Origin of the sequence: Pseudomonas sp. 39004 (assembly GCF_028682155.1) — a bacterium.
Lineage (GTDB): Bacteria > Pseudomonadota > Gammaproteobacteria > Pseudomonadales > Pseudomonadaceae > Aquipseudomonas > Aquipseudomonas capeferrum.
Map to the genome: position 1 here is coordinate 1 of NZ_JANIAG010000126.1, position 16,564 is coordinate 16,564.

14 protein-coding genes are annotated in these 16,564 nt (G+C 62.4%); 5 read left to right on the plus strand and 9 right to left on the minus strand.

Going from position 1 to position 16,564, the window contains the following annotated elements:
• Positions 1-1,084, minus strand: a 1,084-nt coding sequence (locus NP534_RS19530) for a type III PLP-dependent enzyme (RefSeq protein ID WP_274099786.1), incomplete at its 3' end; no start/stop codon positions are given.
• Between the two features lie 506 nt (positions 1,085-1,590).
• Here NP534_RS19530 and NP534_RS19535 point away from each other — a divergent pair.
• The 3 genes from NP534_RS19535 to NP534_RS19545 all read left to right on the plus strand — a co-directional run bounded on the left by NP534_RS19535 (position 1,591) and on the right by NP534_RS19545 (position 5,596).
• Complete coding sequence (locus tag NP534_RS19535) at positions 1,591-2,076, plus strand: sigma-70 family RNA polymerase sigma factor (protein WP_274099787.1); 486 nt, start codon at positions 1,591-1,593, stop codon at positions 2,074-2,076.
• 20 nt (positions 2,077-2,096) lie between these two features.
• Positions 2,097-3,059, plus strand: coding sequence for a FecR family protein (locus NP534_RS19540; RefSeq protein ID WP_274099788.1), 963 nt, complete (start codon positions 2,097-2,099; stop codon positions 3,057-3,059).
• Positions 3,060-3,166: 107 nt separating this feature from the next.
• Positions 3,167-5,596, plus strand: coding sequence for a TonB-dependent siderophore receptor (locus NP534_RS19545; protein ID WP_274099789.1), 2,430 nt, complete (start codon positions 3,167-3,169; stop codon positions 5,594-5,596).
• 111 nt (positions 5,597-5,707) lie between these two features.
• Here the strand turns inward: NP534_RS19545 and NP534_RS19550 are convergent, their stop codons facing one another.
• From NP534_RS19550 to NP534_RS19565, 4 genes are read right to left on the minus strand one after another with little or no spacing between them, the layout of a single operon-like run.
• The gene (locus NP534_RS19550; RefSeq protein WP_033701154.1) at positions 5,708-6,865 is read right to left on the minus strand and encodes an osmoprotectant ABC transporter ATP-binding protein OsmV; all 1,158 of its coding nucleotides are present in this window, start codon (positions 6,863-6,865) and stop codon (positions 5,708-5,710) included.
• Positions 6,862-7,515 (minus strand): ABC transporter permease, encoded by a 654-nt coding sequence (locus NP534_RS19555; RefSeq protein ID WP_008090677.1) that lies wholly within the window; start codon positions 7,513-7,515, stop codon positions 6,862-6,864. Before NP534_RS19555 ends, NP534_RS19550 begins: the two co-directional genes overlap by 4 nt.
• Complete coding sequence (locus NP534_RS19560) at positions 7,512-8,423, minus strand: glycine betaine ABC transporter substrate-binding protein (RefSeq protein ID WP_095064044.1); 912 nt, start codon at positions 8,421-8,423, stop codon at positions 7,512-7,514. The genes NP534_RS19555 and NP534_RS19560 overlap by 4 nt, the downstream gene beginning before the upstream one ends.
• 13 nt (positions 8,424-8,436) lie before the next feature.
• On the minus strand, positions 8,437-9,150 hold the full coding sequence (locus NP534_RS19565) for an ABC transporter permease (RefSeq protein ID WP_033701148.1): 714 nt from the start codon (positions 9,148-9,150) through the stop codon (positions 8,437-8,439).
• Positions 9,151-9,895: 745 nt separating this feature from the next.
• On the opposite strand from NP534_RS19565, the gene NP534_RS19570 reads away from it, so the two are divergent.
• Entirely contained in the window at positions 9,896-11,479 is a 1,584-nt protein-coding gene (locus tag NP534_RS19570; RefSeq protein ID WP_033701146.1) for a peptide chain release factor 3, read from the plus strand.
• Between the two features lie 111 nt (positions 11,480-11,590).
• Here NP534_RS19570 and NP534_RS19575 read toward each other — a convergent pair whose 3' ends face one another.
• The 4 genes from NP534_RS19575 to NP534_RS19590 all read right to left on the minus strand — a co-directional run bounded on the left by NP534_RS19575 (position 11,591) and on the right by NP534_RS19590 (position 15,377).
• The gene (locus NP534_RS19575) at positions 11,591-12,670 is read right to left on the minus strand and encodes a polyamine ABC transporter substrate-binding protein (protein ID WP_274099790.1); all 1,080 of its coding nucleotides are present in this window, start codon (positions 12,668-12,670) and stop codon (positions 11,591-11,593) included.
• A gap of 52 nt (positions 12,671-12,722) precedes the next feature.
• A complete protein-coding gene (locus tag NP534_RS19580; RefSeq protein WP_274099791.1) occupies positions 12,723-13,064 on the minus strand; it encodes a cupin domain-containing protein in 342 nt (113 codons plus the stop codon).
• A gap of 32 nt (positions 13,065-13,096) precedes the next feature.
• Positions 13,097-14,503 carry an NAD(P)/FAD-dependent oxidoreductase gene (locus NP534_RS19585; protein ID WP_274099792.1) on the minus strand — a complete coding sequence of 469 codons (1,407 nt, stop codon included), beginning with the start codon at positions 14,501-14,503 and terminating at the stop codon, positions 13,097-13,099.
• 64 nt (positions 14,504-14,567) lie between these two features.
• On the minus strand, positions 14,568-15,377 hold the full coding sequence (locus tag NP534_RS19590; RefSeq protein WP_274099793.1) for a helix-turn-helix domain-containing protein: 810 nt from the start codon (positions 15,375-15,377) through the stop codon (positions 14,568-14,570).
• Between the two features lie 200 nt (positions 15,378-15,577).
• On the opposite strand from NP534_RS19590, the gene NP534_RS19595 reads away from it, so the two are divergent.
• Positions 15,578-16,465 carry a hypothetical protein gene (locus tag NP534_RS19595; RefSeq protein ID WP_274099794.1) on the plus strand — a complete coding sequence of 296 codons (888 nt, stop codon included), beginning with the start codon at positions 15,578-15,580 and terminating at the stop codon, positions 16,463-16,465.
• Positions 16,466-16,564 lie beyond the last annotated feature (99 nt).

Here is a 16,564-nt window from a genome sequence, read left to right on the forward strand (position 1 = left end):
GCCAGTACAGGCGGTCGCCGATCGCCAGGTTCAGCGGCAGGCCGTACTTGTAGTGCTCGTACATGATGTCGGCGCTGTCGCAGGTCGGGCCGGCGATGACCACTTCTTCCATCTCGCCTTTCTTCTCGGTCCAGATCGGGAACTTGATGGACTCGTCCATGGTTTCGATCAGGCCGGAGAATTTGCCCACGTCGGTGTACACCCAACGCTCGACCGCAGTACGCGACTTGCGCGCTACCAGCACCACTTCGCTGACCAGGATGCCGGCGTTGGCGATGAGCGAACGGCCTGGCTCGAGGATGATTTCCGGCAGGTCGTCACCAAAGTCTTCCTTCAGAAAGCGGATGATCTCTTCGGCGTAGGTTTCCAGGCTGTTGGTACGGGTGATGTAGTTGGCCGGGAAGCCGCCACCCATGTTGATCAGTTTCAGCTCGATGCCGTCTTCTTCCTTCAGGCGCTCGAAGATCACCTTGACCTTGGCGATGGCCGCGTCCCACACGCTGATGTCGCGTTGCTGCGAACCGACGTGGAAGGAAATGCCGTAAGGCACCAGGCCCAGATCGCGGGCGAGGATCAGCAGGTCCATGGCCATGTCGGTCTGGCAGCCGAATTTACGCGACAGCGGCCAGTCTGCAGTGGTGGAGCCTTCGGTGAGGATACGCACGTAAACCTTGGAACCCGGCGCGGCCTTGGCGATGTTGCGCAAGTCGGCTTCCGAGTCGGTGGCGTACAGGCGCACGCCCTTCTCGTAGAAGTAGCGGATGTCCTTGGACTTCTTGATGGTGTTGCCGTAGCTGATGCGGTCGGCGCTGACGCCACGGTCCATCACTTTGTCCAGCTCGTAGATCGAGGCGATGTCGAAGCTCGAGCCTTTGTCTTTGAGCAGGTCGATGATCTCGACCGCCGGGTTGGCCTTGACTGCGTAGTAGACCTTGGCGAATTCGAAACCGGCGCGCAGGTCGTCGTAGGCCTTGCTGATCATCTGGGTATCGATGAGTACGAACGGGGTTTCTTGCTTGTCGGCGAACGCCTTCATTTTCTGGAAGGTGTCACGCGCGAAATAGTCTTCGACCTGGATCGACATGCTCAGGGACTCCATGGGCAAACTGAAAAGATAAGTGGCTGCAAACTGAACGTCCTCCGTATCCCCACTTTGGTTCGCCTACTCAGTACTTGAGCCGGATGGATCGTTTCCAGCATGGACGTTCGGCGCGCACTTTAGGGCGTGAAGAATGCAAGATCAACAGGCAATCCGGGCATGTTCGTCGCGGATCGACGACCTGCCATTTGAATAACCGACTCATGTGACCGGCAGATGTTCCCTGGGATGATTGAAGCGTTAAATATTGTGGAATGGACCGTTTCGGCCCTTTTGCGGGTGAAGCCGCTCCCGTAGGGATTGCGCTAATCCTGTGGGCGCGGGCTCACCCGCGAATGGCCCTGAGGTGTTCATATTTATGGCCACATTTTCCTGGCACTGTAGTGCCTGAAATCCGTATAAATTTTTTGTTACCGACTGACGGATTTGCCGTGTTTGATGAGAAACATTACTATTCGCACCCTTATCTGCCTCCCTGACGAAACCCGACCGTGTCCGGACCCAAAGGCTTCCTCGACCACTACCATGAGCTGATCGGCACCTGGACGCGCAAGCTGCGCAGTCGTCAGCAGGCCGAGGACCTCACTCATGATGCCTTCGTACGGGTCCTGGAAAACCCCCGCGAACAGGTCGAGCAACCCCGTGCCTACCTGCACCAGACCGCCCGCAACATTGCCGTGGACGGATTTCGCCGCGAAGACCGGCGCCAGGCAATGGGGCTGGAGGCCTTTGAGGAAAGCGCCAGCCACAGTGGTGACCCTGAAGCCTACGTACACGCGCTGGAGCTGGCCGACAGTGTCGAGCGGGCGCTGGCCGAGTTGCCGCTCAACTGCCGACGGGTGTTCATCTGGCAGAAGCTCGAAGGCCTGACCCAGGCCGAGATTGCCGAGCGCATGGGCTTGAGCAAGAACATGGTCGAAAAGTATATGATCCGCACCCTCCGACACCTGCGTGAGCACCTGGATGTGTCGGCATGATGAGTCAGGAGACCTTTTCGATGAACCAGCACGGTACCGATAGCGTCCGCGAGCAGGCGGCCGAATGGTTCGCCCGCGTGCAGGATGCGCCGCGGGATGCCGAGCTGCTGGCCCGCTTGCAAGGGTGGCTGGAGGCGGACCCACGCCATCGCGAAGAATACCAGCAGCTCGCCAGCCTCTGGCGCGCCGCCGACTTCATACCGCGCCAGCGCCTCGATGCCCTGTGCGCGCCAGAGCCCGTGCGCCAGCTGCCTCGGCGGCGTTTGCTGCGCCAAGCCTTGGCGGCCGGTGTGGCAGTGGTTGCCCTGGGGCTCGGCTGGAGTGGCTGGCAGTACCAGCGCCTCAATCATCAGGACCAGTTACAGACTGCCTTCGGTGAGCGCCGCCAGGTCGAACTGCCGGACGGCTCGCAGCTGGCGCTCAACGGCGGTACGCAGTTGCAGGTCGATTTCAGCGCGGGGCGGCGGCACATTCAACTGAACGCCGGTGAGGCGATGTTCATCGTCGCCCACGACAGCAGCCGACCGTTCGTGGTCGACACGGCCCAAGGCAGCGTGACCGTCACCGGCACCCGCTTTGATGTAAGGCTGGACCCGGTCGCCACCCGCGTAGCGGTCGAGCAAGGCTCGGTACGCGTGCAGGGCAGGGATGCTTCGCTGGCGCAACTGACGGCCGGCCTGGGCGCGCATATAGATGCACAAGGCAAGGTGGCAACGCCCTACGTGGTCAATACCGCTGCCCTGACCGCCTGGCGCCAGGGCAAACTGGTGTTCGACAACGCCACCCTGGCCGAGGTGGTGGCCGAAGTTTCCCGCTACCGCACCCAGCCGCTGCGTGTTGCCCCCGGCAAGGTGGCACAGATGCGCCTCTCAAGCACCTTCAGCACCGACGACACCGATGCACTGCTGCGGGCCTTGCCGAGCATCTTGCCGGTGGCCATCAAAGCCCATGAAGACGGCTCTCGCGAAATAATCGCGAAATAGATTCAGGTTTTTTTCAGCTCGTTCGTCTTCCTCGCCAGCTGCAACTGCCAAGCATTTACATTTGCATGCGGTTGGCGTTTATCCCGCACTTCAGGATGTCTGACGACGTGAACAACAACAAATCCTTGCCACGCTTTCGCGCCCTGGCGCTGGCCCTCGCGGTCAGTGCCGTGGCCGTCAACAGCCACGCCGAACAGGCTGGCGGCGCAATCCAGATCCAGGCACAACCGCTGGCCTCGGCGCTGAGCCAATTGGGCCAGCAGACCAACCTGCAACTGTTCTACAGCCCTGAGCTTGTGGCCGGCAAACAGGCCCCGGCGGTGTCCGGCAACCTGGCGCCGGTGCAGGCGCTGCAACAGTTGCTGCAAGGCAGCGGGCTGACCTTCGAGATGGCCCAGGACACAGTGGTGGTAAAGCCGCTGCCGACCACCCTCGACCTGGGCAGCGGTAGCCTGGAGCTGGCGCCCACCGACATCAAGGTGGTCGGTGACTGGCTGGGCGATGCCGACCAGGCCGTGGTGCAGAACCACCCCGGCGCGCGCACCGTGGTGCGCCGCGAGGCCATGGTCGAGCAGGGTGCAATGAACGTTCGCGACGTGCTGCGCGGCATCCCTGGCGTGCAGGTGCAGGACTCCAACGGCACCGGTGGCAGCGACCTGTCGCTGAATGTTGGCGTGCGCGGCCTGACCTCGCGGCTGTCGCCCCGCTCGACCGTGTTGATCGATGGCATCCCGGCGGCGTTCGCCCCTTATGGCCAGCCGCAGCTGTCGATGGCGCCGATCTCTTCGGGCAACCTGGACAGCATCGACGTGGTGCGCGGCGCAGGCTCTGTGCGCTACGGCCCGCAGAACGTCGGCGGGGTGATCAACTTCGTCACCCGGGCGATCCCCGAGAAGGCCTCGGCTGAGCTTTCCACCACCCTGGAAACCTCGCAGCATGGCGGCTGGAAGCACACCGAGTCGGCCTTCGTCGGCGGCACCGCCGACAACGGCATGGGCGTGGCGCTGCTGTACACCGGGGTGAACGGCAACGGTTACCGCGAGAGCAACAACGGCAACGACATCGACGACGTGATCCTCAAGACCCACTGGGCCCCGACTGACGTTGACGAGTTCTGGCTCAACTTCCATTACTACGATGGCCGTGCCGACATGCCCGGTGGCCTGACCCAGGCCCAGTACGACAGCAACCCGTACCAGTCGCTGCGCGACTACGACTACTTCGCCGGCCGGCGCAAGGATGTGTCGTTCAAGTGGCAGCGCCAGCTCGACGACGCTACCCAGTTCGAAGTGCTGACCTACTACACCGACAGCTTCCGTGGCAGCGCCATCGCCTCGCGTGACATGAAGACCCTGTCGTCGTACCCGCGCAACTACCACACCTTCGCCATCGAACCGCGCCTGTCGCGGATCTTCTTCGCCGGCCCCACTACCCAGGAAGTCAGTGTGGGTTACCGCTACCTGAAAGAGGCCATGCGCGAGCAGTCGACCCGCCTGGCGCTGATCGACAACGTGCCGACGCCCACCCCGACCTCTGACGGCCATGTGTTCCAGGACCGTAGCGGCGGCACCGAGGCCAGCGCCTACTACATCGACGACAAGATCGACGTCGGCAACTGGACCATCACCCCAGGCATCCGCTTCGAGCACATCAACACCGACTGGCGCGACCGCCCGGTGCTGGACGCCAACAACCGCCCGGTGGCAGAGAAGAAGCGCAGCATCACCAGCAACGAACCGCTGCCGGCACTGAGCGTGATGTACCACCTCTCCGATGCCTGGAAGGTGTTCGCCAACTACGAGACCTCGTTCGGCAGCCTGCAGTACTTCCAGCTGGGCCAGGGCGGTACCGGCAACAGCACGGCCAACGGGCTGGAACCGGAAAAGGCCAAGACTTATGAAGTGGGTACGCGCTATGACAACGGCGGCTTCGCCGGTGAACTGACCGCGTTCTACATCGACTTCGATGACGAGCTGCAGTACATCAGCAACGATGTCGGCTGGACCAACCTGGGCGCCACCAAGCACCAGGGTATCGAAGCGTCGGTGCGTTATGACCTGGCCGGCCTGGACCCGCGGCTCGAAGGCTTGTCGGTGAATGGCGGCTACACCTATACCCGCGCCACATACGAGGGGGAGATTCCCGGCTTCAAGGGACGTGACCTGCCGTTCTACTCACGCCAGGTGGCCACTGCCGGCGTGCGCTATGCGATCAACCGCTGGACCTGGAACCTGGACGCCTATGCCCAATCCAAGCAGCGTGCACCGGGCACCGGGATCAATAGTGATGGCAGCTTCAATGGTGACTACATCACCGAGCCGAGTGCCGATGGGCAGTATGGGGATATTCCGGGTTACGTGACCTGGCATGCCCGTGGGGGGTATGACTTCGGGGCGCAGATGGCCAACCTGAAGGTGGCGGCGGGGGTGAAGAACCTGTTCGACAAGCAGTACTTCACCCGCTCCAGCGACAACAATGCTGGCCTCTATGTGGGTGAGCCTCGGACCTTTTATGTGCAGGCCAGTGTAGGGTTCTGATACAGCGTCGTCCCATTCTCGGGGCAAGCCCGCTCCCCACAGATGTGTGTAGGAGCGGCCTTGCCGGGGCGCCGGACCGGTCGGAAAGGGGCGCAAAGCGCCCCCCAAAAATCAGGAAACCACCGCCTCAGCCGGCGACACGATGCTGGTCTTCGCCCCGCGTGATCGCCCCGAGCTCAAGTAAGCCGCAATCGACTCCTGCGTCACCTCGCCCAAAAACACCTGCTCGGCATCCAGTACCGGCAACCACGCCCGGTTGAACTCGTACATCCGCGACAGCAGGATGCGCAGGTTCTCATCGTGCGATGCGGTGGCATTGAACTGGCGCAGGAAGTCGCCACAGGCCCCTTGCTGGCGGTGCATGTCGCGCCGGCGCACATAGCCCAGCGCCTTGTTCTGCGCATCGGTCACCACCACGTAGCGGCGGTCGTGCTCGTCCAGCAGCTCCAGCGCATCGCTCACCGGCGTGTCCGGGCTGACTGACGGGGCGTTGTCCGCCGCGTCTTCGGCACGCACCAGCAACAGGCGTTTCAAGGTACTGTCCTGGCCGACGAAGTTGCTGACGAAGTCATCCACCGGGTGCGCCAGCAGGGTGTCCGGGTGGTCCAGCTGCAACAGCTTGCCGGCACGGAAGATGGCGATCTTGTCGCCCAGCTTGAGCGCTTCGTCGATGTCGTGGCTGACCATGATCACGGTCTTGTTCAACGCCCGCTGCATCTCGAAGAACTCGTTCTGGATCATCTCGCGGTTGATCGGGTCGACTGCGCCGAACGGCTCGTCCATCAACAGCACCGGCGCGTCGGCAGCCAGCGCACGGATCACGCCGATACGCTGCTGCTGGCCACCGGAAAGCTCACGCGGGTAGCGCTGCAGGTACTGCTTTGGCTCGAGCTTGATCATGTGCATCAGCTCGCGGGCGCGGTCGTGGCACTTCTGCTTGTCCCAGCCGAGCAGGCGCGGGACCACGGTGATGTTCTCCTCGATGGTCATGTTGGGGAACAGGCCGATCTGCTGGATCACGTAGCCGATGTGGCGGCGCAGGGTGACTTCGTCCAGCCCGCTGGTGTCTTCGCCATTGATGAACACCTGGCCGGAGGTGGGCGTGATCAGGCGGTTGATCATTTTCAGCGTGGTGCTCTTGCCGCAGCCCGAGGGGCCGAGGAATACGCAGATTTCGCCTTCGTTGACAGTCAGGCTGACCGCGTCGACGGCTTTGACATCCTTGCCGTTGACGTTGAAGGTTTTGCTGAGGTTCTTGAGTTCGATCATGAGCGCAGTCCTTCTGGAGTCAGGGCACGTTGCAGGGTTTGCAGGAGCAGGTCGGCGATGATCGCCAGCAGGCTGACCAGCACGGCGCCGACCAGCAACATCGACATGTCGCTGCGGCTGATGGAGGTCAGGATGAGCACGCCCAGGCCACCGGCACCGATGGTCGCGGCGATGGTCATCACGCCGATGTTCATCACCACGGCGGTGCGCACGCCGGCGAGGATCACCGGCACCGCAATCGGCAGTTCGACCATGCGCAGGCGTTGGCCGAAGGTCATGCCGATACCCCGCGCGGCTTCACGGATACCGGGCTCGACGTTGGTCAGGGCGAGGTAGGTGTTGCGCAGGATCGGCAGCAGTGAATAGAGGAATACCGCAGTGATCGCCGGCAGCGGGCCGAGGCCTTGGCCGAACTTGGAATAGAACGGCAGCAGCAGACCGAACAGGGCGATCGAGGGAATGGTCAGCAGCACCGTGGCGCTGGCCTGCAGCGGGCCTGCGACGGCCGGGAAGCGCGTCATCAGGATGCCCAGTGGCACGCCGACGAGGATGGCCAGGCTGACGGCGATGCCGACCAGCATGATGTGTTGCCAGGTCAGTTGCAGGACCTGGGCCCAGTCGAGGTGGGCGAAGGTGTCGAGCAGGCTCATGGCTGTACCTCCTTCAAAGGATGCTCACGCAGGAAGGCTGCGGCCACGGCGGTGGGGTTCTGGTGTTCGACGTCGACTTGGGCGTTGAGCTGGCGCATGGTTTCGTCGTCGAGCTGCTCGGCCAGCGGCTTGAGCAGGGTGGCCAGGTTGGGGTTGGCGTCGAGCACGGCTTTGCGCACCACCGGGGCGGCGGTGTAGTCGGGGAAGTAGTGCTTGTCGTCGTCCAGCAGCTTGAGGTCGAAGGCGTTCAGGCGCCCGTCCGTGGTGTAGACCAGGCCGGCGAACACCTGGTTGTTGCGCATGGCCGTGTACACCAGGCCGCCATCCATCTGGCGGATGTTGCGGCGGTCCAGCGGCAAGCCGTACAGCTCGCGCAGGCCTACCAGGCCATCAGGGCGGTTGGCGAACTCGGTGTCCAGGGCCACCAGGTGGGTGCGGTCGTGTTCATCACGCAGCACCTGGTTGAGGTCGCTGATCGAGTTCACCTGCGGGTAGGCTTCGGCCACTTGCTTGGGCAGGCCCAGGGCATAGGTGTTGCTGAAGTTCGAGGGGGTCAGCCAGATCAGGCCCTTTTTCGCGTCCAGTGCCTTGACCTTGGCGTAGGTGGCCTCGGCGTTGGGCATGCGTTCGTCGATGTGGTTGTATGACACCAGCGATACACCGGTGTACTCCCACATCAGGTCGAGCTGGCCGGTCTCTTGTGCCTGGCGGGCGATGTTGCTGCCAAGGCCGGTGGTCACGCGCACATCGAAGCCGTTTGCGCGCAGGTATTGGGCGGTGATTTCGGCAAGCACGGTCTGTTCGGTGAACACCCGCGCACCGATGCGGATCAGCGGTTTGTCCGCTGCCTGGGCAAACCCTGCGAACAGCAGGGCCGCGCCCAGCAGCAAGGCGATTCTCTTCTTCATACGTTCCCTCTTCTTATTGGGCCAGGCCACGTTCCAGCCAGCGCCTGCTGGAGAAGCTCACCAGCGCGTCGAGCAGCAGTGCCAGCAGCGCCGTACAAGCGGCGCCCAGCAGCAGCTGCGGCTGGTTGTTCAGGGCGATGCCAGGGAAGATCAGGCTGCCCAGGCTGTTGGCGCCGATCAGGAACGCCAGGGGCGCGGTGCCTACGTTCAGGGCCAGGGCCACACGCACACCGCCGACGATGATCGGCACGGCATTGGGCAATTCCACCTGCCACAGTTGCTGGCGCGGGGTCATGCCGATGCCGGTGGCGGCTTCCTTGAGCGAGGCGGGGACGTTTTTCAGGCCCTCGTAGGTGTTGCGCACGATGGGCAGGAGGGAGGCGAGGAACAGCGCGAAGATCGCGGGCCCGGCGCCGATGCCCAGGATACTGAGCGCGATGGCCAGAACGGCCAGAGGGGGAATGGTGTTGCCAACGTTGAAGAACTGCATGAAGCGTTCGGCTTTGTCGACCCGGTGCGGTCGACTTAACGCAATGCCTGCGGGGATGCCCACGGCCAACGCCGCCGCCATCGAAGCCAGCACCAGTACCAGGTGCGCTTGCAGGTAGAACCCAAGATCGTCGCGGTAACGCGCGATCGTGTCGATGCCGATCCAGTGGATCAGCAGGGCCAGGATGACGAGCACGGTGGCGCATCCCAACAGCCCTTTTCCGTAGCGTGTAGCCACAGGCGGACTCCTTGTGTTGTCGGCGAGCACACTTCTTTTTTTGCCGGCCATCACTGGCGGCGGTGGGTGTGTTCGCGAGTAGCAGCGTGATGCGTGCGCAAGGCAGCGATCAGGCCATGAGCCGAACCCCGTCGGGCCCGAAAAAGCTGATGAAACCAGTCCCCAAGCGAAGCGGGTTGCAGGGGAGTGGACGTCTCCGAGGGCGTAAAGGTTCCCATCTGAGGCGGCATTTGGCCAGTGTTAATCACTGGGCATGTGCAAATTTTGCACGAGAAATAATCGTAAATTTTACTTCCGGGCACTGAATTGTCTGATATGGCGGGGTTTTTATTCAGGATCCAAATTGGTAGGGATTTTTCTCAAAGGAGGCAGGGTTGGTGGTAACAAAGTGGACGACGGTAGATTTTCATCGTTGTTGAAATCGAGCGCCGCCCGCGCGGCGCATCGCGAGCGAAGCTCGCTCCTACATTCGTTTCGGGCCAGTAACGCCTATGCCAACGCGCGCGACCGCCTTGTTGGTCCGACGCGATATTTCGGCGGACACCAAGGGGCCGCGCGCCAATGTTTCAGGAATAATTGGCCCGAAACGAATGTAGGAGCGAGCTTCGCTCGCGATGCGCCGCGCGGGCGGCGCTCGATCTCACAGCCGACGAAAACTGCCGAAATGCACGCCCAGATTTTGGTCCCCGGCCAAACTCAGGTATGATATTGCCCCTTTTCGAATCCCCCAGTCAGGCGATTTCCCATGACCAACCAGGCCGCCGAAGTCGCGAAGCGCCGCACTTTCGCAATTATTTCCCACCCCGACGCCGGTAAGACCACCATCACCGAGAAGCTCCTGCTGATGGGCAAGGCCATTGCCGTCGCCGGTACCGTGAAGTCGCGCAAGTCCGACCGCCACGCCACCTCCGACTGGATGGAAATGGAGAAGCAGCGCGGCATCTCCATCACCACCTCGGTGATGCAGTTCCCGTACCGCGAGCACATGATCAACCTGCTCGACACCCCCGGCCACGAAGACTTCTCGGAAGACACCTACCGCACCCTGACCGCGGTGGACTCGGCGCTGATGGTGCTCGACGGCGGTAAAGGTGTAGAGCCGCGGACCATCGCCCTGATGGACGTCTGCCGCCTGCGTGACACGCCCATCGTCAGCTTCATCAACAAACTCGACCGTGATATCCGCGACCCGATCGAACTGCTCGACGAAATCGAGGCGGTGCTGAAGATCAAGGCCGCGCCAATCACCTGGCCGATCGGTTGCTACCGCGACTTCAAGGGTGTGTACCACCTGGCCGGCGACTACATCATCGTCTACACCCCGGGCCACGGCCATGAGCGTACCGAGGTAAAAATCATCGAGAAGCTTGATTCCGATGAAGCGCGTGCGCACCTGGGTGACGAATATGATCGCTTCCTCGAACAGCTTGAGCTGGTGCAGGGCGCCTGCCATGAATTCGATCAGGACGAGTTCATCAACGGCCAACTGACCCCAGTGTTCTTCGGTACCGCACTGGGCAACTTCGGTGTCGACCATGTGCTCGACGCCGTTGTCGACTGGGCGCCGCGCCCGCTGGCCCGTGTGGCGCACGAGCGTACCGTGGAGCCGGTAGAAGAGAAGTTCACAGGCTTCGTGTTCAAGATCCAGGCGAACATGGACCCGAAACACCGTGACCGTATCGCCTTCATGCGCATCTGCTCGGGCAAGTACGAGAAGGGCATGAAGATGCGCCACGTGCGTACCGGCAAGGACCTGCGCATCGGTGACGCACTGACCTTCTTCTCGTCCGAGCGCGAGCAGCTGGAAGAAGCCTTTGCCGGCGATATCATCGGCCTGCACAACCACGGCACCATCCAGATCGGCGACACCTTCACCGAAGGCGAAGCACTGGGCTTCACCGGTATCCCGCACTTTGCTCCGGAGCTGTTCCGCCGTGTGCGCCTGAAGGACCCGCTCAAGTCCAAGCAGCTGCGCCAGGGCCTGCAGCAGCTGGCCGAAGAGGGGGCGACCCAGGTGTTCTTCCCCGAGCGCAGCAACGACATCATCCTCGGTGCGGTCGGTGTGCTGCAGTTCGACGTAGTCGCCAGCCGCTTGAAGGAAGAGTACAAAGTCGAGTGCGCCTACGAGCCGATCACCGTGTGGTCGGCGCGCTGGATCAGCTGTGATGACAAGAAGAAGCTTGAGGAATTCCAGACCAAGGCCATGGAGAACCTGGCCATCGACGGTGGCGGCCACCTGACCTACCTGGCGCCGACCCGGGTCAACCTGGCGTTGATGGAAGAGCGCTGGCCGGATGTGAAATTCCGCGCTACTCGCGAGCACCACTAAAAGCAGCTTCGAGCCTCAAGCTGGAAGCTACAAGTGGAAGCGAGCCTGTATTGGCCCGCCTTTCTTGTAGCTTGCGGCTTGAAGCTTGAAGCTTGAAGCTTGCAGCTGTTGTCAGTTTCCGGCTTTGATACTGGTCCAGATCCGCGTGCGAATGCGGTCGAGCTTGGCCGGCATCGCCTCCAGCGCATACAGCTTGCCCATCACTTCGTCACTGGGGTAAATCATTGTATTGCCCTTCATCGCCGGGTCCACCAGGCCGTCAGCCTTGAGGTTACCGTTGGCGTACTGCACGTGGTTACTGATGTTGGCCATCACCTCCGGTTGCAGCAGATAATTCATGTAGGCATAACCCGCCTTCTCATCCGGGGCATCGGCCGGCATGGCAACCATGTCGAACCACATCGGCGCGCCTTCCTTGGGGATCGAATACCCCACCTTCACCCCATTCTTCGCTTCATCAGCGCGGTTTTTCGCCTGCAGCACATCACCGGAGAAGCCCACCACCACGCAGATATCGCCATTGGCCAGGTCACCGGTGTACTTGGATGAATGGAAGTAGCTGATGTACGGCCGCACCTTCATCAGCAAGTCCTTGGCCTTCTCGTAGTCCTTCGGGTCCTGGCTGTGATGCGGCAAGCCCAGGTAATGCAGGGCAATCGGCAGCAGCTCGGGGCCGTTGTCCAGCACCGCGACGCCGCAGCTTTTCAGCTTGCTCATGTACTCGGGCTTGAAGATCAGGTCCCATGAGTCCAGCGGCGCGTTGTCGCCGAGCACGGCCTTGACCTTGTCGATGTTGTAGCCAATGCCCGTACTGCCCCAGAGGTACGGGAAGCCGTACTGGTTGCCCGGGTCGTTGACCTCCAGTGCCTTGAGCAGCACCGGGTTGAGATTTTGCCAGTTGGGCAACTGCGACTTGTCCAGCTTCTTCAGGGCCTTGCCCTGGATCTGCCGGGCCATGAAGTGGTTGGACGGAAACACCACGTCGTAGCCGGAATTACCGGTCATCAGCTTGCCATCGAGGGTTTCGTTGCTGTCGTACACGTCGTAGGTGGGATTGATGCCGGTGGTTTGCTGAAAGTGCTTCAGGGTGTCGGGCGCGACGTAGCTGGACCAGTTGTAGATCTTCACCGTGTCGGCGGCGTTGGCCATGCTGACGGCCAGCATCAGAGGTGCAAGAAGAAGGGTGCGCATGTCGGGTTTACCTTGCTTTGTCTGTTGTTATCGAAGGCAGGCGATCAGCGGATCAGAAAATAAGCACGTAAGTCTTGCGCACGGTCTCCAGGATGTCCCAGGTGCCGGTGCTGTTGGCCGGTAGCGTCAGTGCGTCTCCGGCTTCTATGTAGAGGGGCTCGCCACCGTCGGGGGTGAAGGTGCAGCGGCCCTTGATGATGTGGCAGAACTCTTGTTGCACGATCTGCCGTCGCCAGCGCCCGGGGCTGCACTCCCAGATGCCGGTTTCGACGCCATCGCTGCGCTCCACGCAGGTGACCGAGGCCACCGCCACGGGCTCGCCGAGCGGCACTGCGACCGGGTTGGAGCTTTCAAGAACGGCGCTTTCGGTGTGTTTGAAGTGAGTGATGCTCATGACCGGTGGATCCTGTGTAGGTGAACGGTAAGTCAGTGCATGAAGCCTTCCATGAAGTCTGCCAGTGAGCTGGCCAGGCGCCGCCGCCACGGTGCGCTGGCGCGGTTGGCGAGGGTGCGGTCCTCGTGGACGAAACTCTGGATGATCGCGTTGTAGCCCAACCAGCGGCAGGGCTCGGGTGGCCAGCTGGCCAGGCTCGACAACGGGCGGTTGTCGAGTACCCAGGGTTGCGCGGTCAGTGCGTTGTGCTGGTTGAGGATCAGTGCCGCCAACGTCCGCCCGCCAAGGTTGGTGGCGCCGACCCCCTCGCCGCCGTAGCCGCCGGCCAAGGCGATGCCGCGCTGGCGGTCGCACAGCATGTGCGGTCGGAAGCGTCGGGCCATGCCCAGGTTGCCGCCCCAGGAGTGGGTGATGCGCACATGCTTGAGCTGCGGGAACAGCTCGCTGAACAGGTAGCGGCGCAGTTCGACTTCGGCTTCGGTCAGGGTGAAGTCTTCGCGCAGGCGGCCACCGAAGCGATAGCCGCCACGGGCGCCGAACACCAGGCGGTTGTCGGCGGTGCGCTGGCCGTAGGTAACCTGACGGCTGCTTTCGCTGAAGGCTTGGCCCTGGGCCAGGCCGATCTGCTCCCAGGTCGAATCGGGCAGTGGCTCGGTCGCCACCAGCAAGCTCTGCACCGGTAGCTGATGCTTGCCCAAAGGTGGCAGGCTGGCGGCATAACCTTCCACGGCGGGCACCGTCCACTGGCAGCGGATGCGCGCCAAGGGGGTGCGAACTTCACCGGGCTGCCAGTCGATGGCAGGGGTGTTCTCGTAGATCGGCACGCCCAGCGCCTCTACCGCTCGGGCCAGGCCACGGGCCAGCTTGGCGGGCTGGATGGTCGCGGTGTGCGGGCTGTAGATCGCGCCGTAGGCGTTGCTCACCCGCAGTTGTGCGTCCAGTTGCTCGGGGCGCAGCCAGCGGTAATCATCCTCGGTCATGCCCTGGCGGTACAGGTCGTCGAGGTAGGCACGCAGGCTGCGTTCCTGTTCCGGGTAGCGGGCGGCGCAGTACAGCACGCCACCTTTGCGGTAGTCGCAGTCGATGGCTTCGCGTTGCAGCACGGTGTGGACTTCATCGGGGATGCCATGCAGCAGGTCGATGCTGACGCGGCGTTGTTGCGGCGACAGCGCGGCAAGCAAGCGGTCTTCGCCGAGCAGGTTGCCCATCAGCCAGCCGCCATTGCGCCCAGAGGCGCCGAAGCCGGCGATGTTGGCTTCGATCACGGCAATGTTCAGCTGGGGCGCCTGGCGCTTGAGGTAGTACGCGGTCCACAGGCCGGTGTAGCCGGCGCCGATGATGCACACGTCAACGTCAAGGTCGTCGCGCAGTGCCGGGCGCGCGCACAGCGGCTCGTCGAGCTGGTCCATCCACAGGCTGAGCGTGCGCAGGGGTTGCATCAGGTTCGGCTCCACATCCGTCAAGGTCTGTGGGCGATCCTAGTGGCGTTTGGGGAGGGCTGTCTTACGTGCGTGCACGCAGGGAAATTTGCTTGAGGTAGGCCTTGGGTGTGAGCCCGGTCTGTTCACGGAAGCACTTGTAGAACGCCGATAGCGAATTGAAGCCCGCGCTGAACGCCAGCTCATCGATCGTTGCCTCGACGCTGTCGTCGTTCAGGCTGGCCATCAGGTGCTGTAGCCGCGCCTGGTTCACGTAGCGGTAGAAGCTTTGGCCAAGCACCTGGTTGAGCAGGTAGGAAATCTGGTTGCGGCTGTAGCCGCTGGCATCGGCGACCTGCTGCAAGTCCAGTTCAGGGTCGAGGTAGGGGCGTTGACGCTGGAAGTAGCTCTCCAGGTCCTGGGCCATGGTTGACAGCTGGCGCGGTGAAAGGCCCAGTCGGCTGGTGGCCGGACGCGGGCCGCTGCCGGCTTGCTCTCGGTTGTTCTGTCGGACCAGCGTGGCGTATTCGTTGACGCGCCAGATCAGCCCGTCCTTGACGGTGATCGCCTCGCTGGACTGGAACGCCACCAGGCCTTCACCACCCTGCACCGTGACCTGGTACTGGATGAACGCAGTGCAGCCATCGACGCGGATTCGGTCGCTGTGGACGATGTCCTCGCCGGCTTCATGGGGCAGGCAGACGCTCACGTAGTCGCGCAGGGCGTCGAAGCCGAGCACGCGGTTCTGGAAGAAGTCGTGGTACTGGACGTCGGGGTGGTAGAGCGCCATCACGCCGTCGAGGTCGCGGTGCTTCCAGCACAAGTGGTAGCGCATCACGGTTTCGGCGGTGATGGGCGTTTGCTGCGGGCCGTCGGTTGGGTACTGGGAGGTCATGGGCAGATAGTGCCAGATCAACCGGCATTGCAGAACACGGCGTTGGCGTGTGGTGAATCCGGCATTTTGCACGGTCCTTGGTTGGGCCAGTGATTTAAGTCATTGATTCAGTTGAGTGTCATTTTTTGACACAACTGGCACATCCCCTGCACCGGCTCTAGGGCGAACGGACTTGTCGATCACTACAAAGGCGAAAAACCATGATCCCCTCTGCCGATTACCCGTATGTCGATTCACAGCATCGCTCTGGCGTGTCCTGGGCGGCCATTTTCGCGGGGGCCGCAGCGGCTGCCGCGTTGTCATTGATCCTTGTGGTGCTGGGTGCGGGGCTAGGCTTCGCGGCTACCTCGCCCTGGGCTGATGAAGGTGCCAGCGCCCAGACCCTGGGTGTTTCGGCGATCATCTGGCTGCTACTGACACAGATCTTCGCCTCAGGCTTGGGCGGCTATATCGCCGGTCGGCTGCGGGTGAAGTGGGCCAATCTGCACGGTGATGAAGTGTATTTTCGTGATACGGCCCATGGCTTCCTTGCCTGGGCAGTGGCCACGCTGGTGGCGGCCATGTTGATCCTGAGCACCGCTGGTGGCCTTGCCACTGCCGGTGCACAGGCCGGGGCAAGCGCGGTAGGGGCTGCTGCCAGCATGGCGCCAAAGCCTGATCCCAATGCCTATTTCGTTGACAGCCTGTTCCGCAATGATGGCCCGGCACCTGTCAGTGACGACGCAGCCAATGGTATTGCGGCGCGCATTATTGCCAAGTCCATCGCGCAAGGGACGCTGGCCGAAGGTGACCGCGCTTACCTGGCGCAACTGGTGGCCCAGCGTACCCGCCTGAGCCAGGCCGAGGCCGAGGCACGGGTCGATCAAGTGTTCGCTCAGGTTCAACAGGCCAAGGTAGAGGTGCAGCAAGCCGCTGATACGGCAGCCAAAGTGGCGGCCTGGACGGCCCTGTGGACCTTCGTCGCACTGCTGTGTGGGGCATTCTTCGCCAGCCTCGCCGCGCTGCTCGGTGGCCGTCAGCGTGATCGCGTTGTATGGCTGGAAGGGGAAGGGGTGGACTATACCGCGCGTCGTACCATTCAACGTTAAGTAAGGAGAAACATCATGCGCTCATTACTGCTGTGGATGATTGGGGTGCCGATTCCGGTGATTATCCTGATTGCGATATTCATGCATTGAGATTTTTGG

Coding starts and splice junctions, on each gene's coding strand:
- NP534_RS19540 (WP_274099788.1), top strand. CDS start 2,097: ATGAACCAGCACGGTACCGATAGCGTCCGCGAGCAGGCGGCCGAATGG.
- NP534_RS19550 (WP_033701154.1), bottom strand. CDS start 6,865: ATGATCGAACTCAAGAACCTCAGCAAAACCTTCAACGTCAACGGCAAG.
- NP534_RS19555 (WP_008090677.1), bottom strand. CDS start 7,515: ATGAGCCTGCTCGACACCTTCGCCCACCTCGACTGGGCCCAGGTCCTG.
- NP534_RS19560 (WP_095064044.1), bottom strand. CDS start 8,423: ATGAAGAAGAGAATCGCCTTGCTGCTGGGCGCGGCCCTGCTGTTCGCA.
- NP534_RS19570 (WP_033701146.1), top strand. CDS start 9,896: ATGACCAACCAGGCCGCCGAAGTCGCGAAGCGCCGCACTTTCGCAATT.
- NP534_RS19575 (WP_274099790.1), bottom strand. CDS start 12,670: ATGCGCACCCTTCTTCTTGCACCTCTGATGCTGGCCGTCAGCATGGCC.
- NP534_RS19580 (WP_274099791.1), bottom strand. CDS start 13,064: ATGAGCATCACTCACTTCAAACACACCGAAAGCGCCGTTCTTGAAAGC.
- NP534_RS19585 (WP_274099792.1), bottom strand. CDS start 14,503: ATGCAACCCCTGCGCACGCTCAGCCTGTGGATGGACCAGCTCGACGAG.
- NP534_RS19590 (WP_274099793.1), bottom strand. CDS start 15,377: ATGACCTCCCAGTACCCAACCGACGGCCCGCAGCAAACGCCCATCACC.
- NP534_RS19595 (WP_274099794.1), top strand. CDS start 15,578: ATGATCCCCTCTGCCGATTACCCGTATGTCGATTCACAGCATCGCTCT.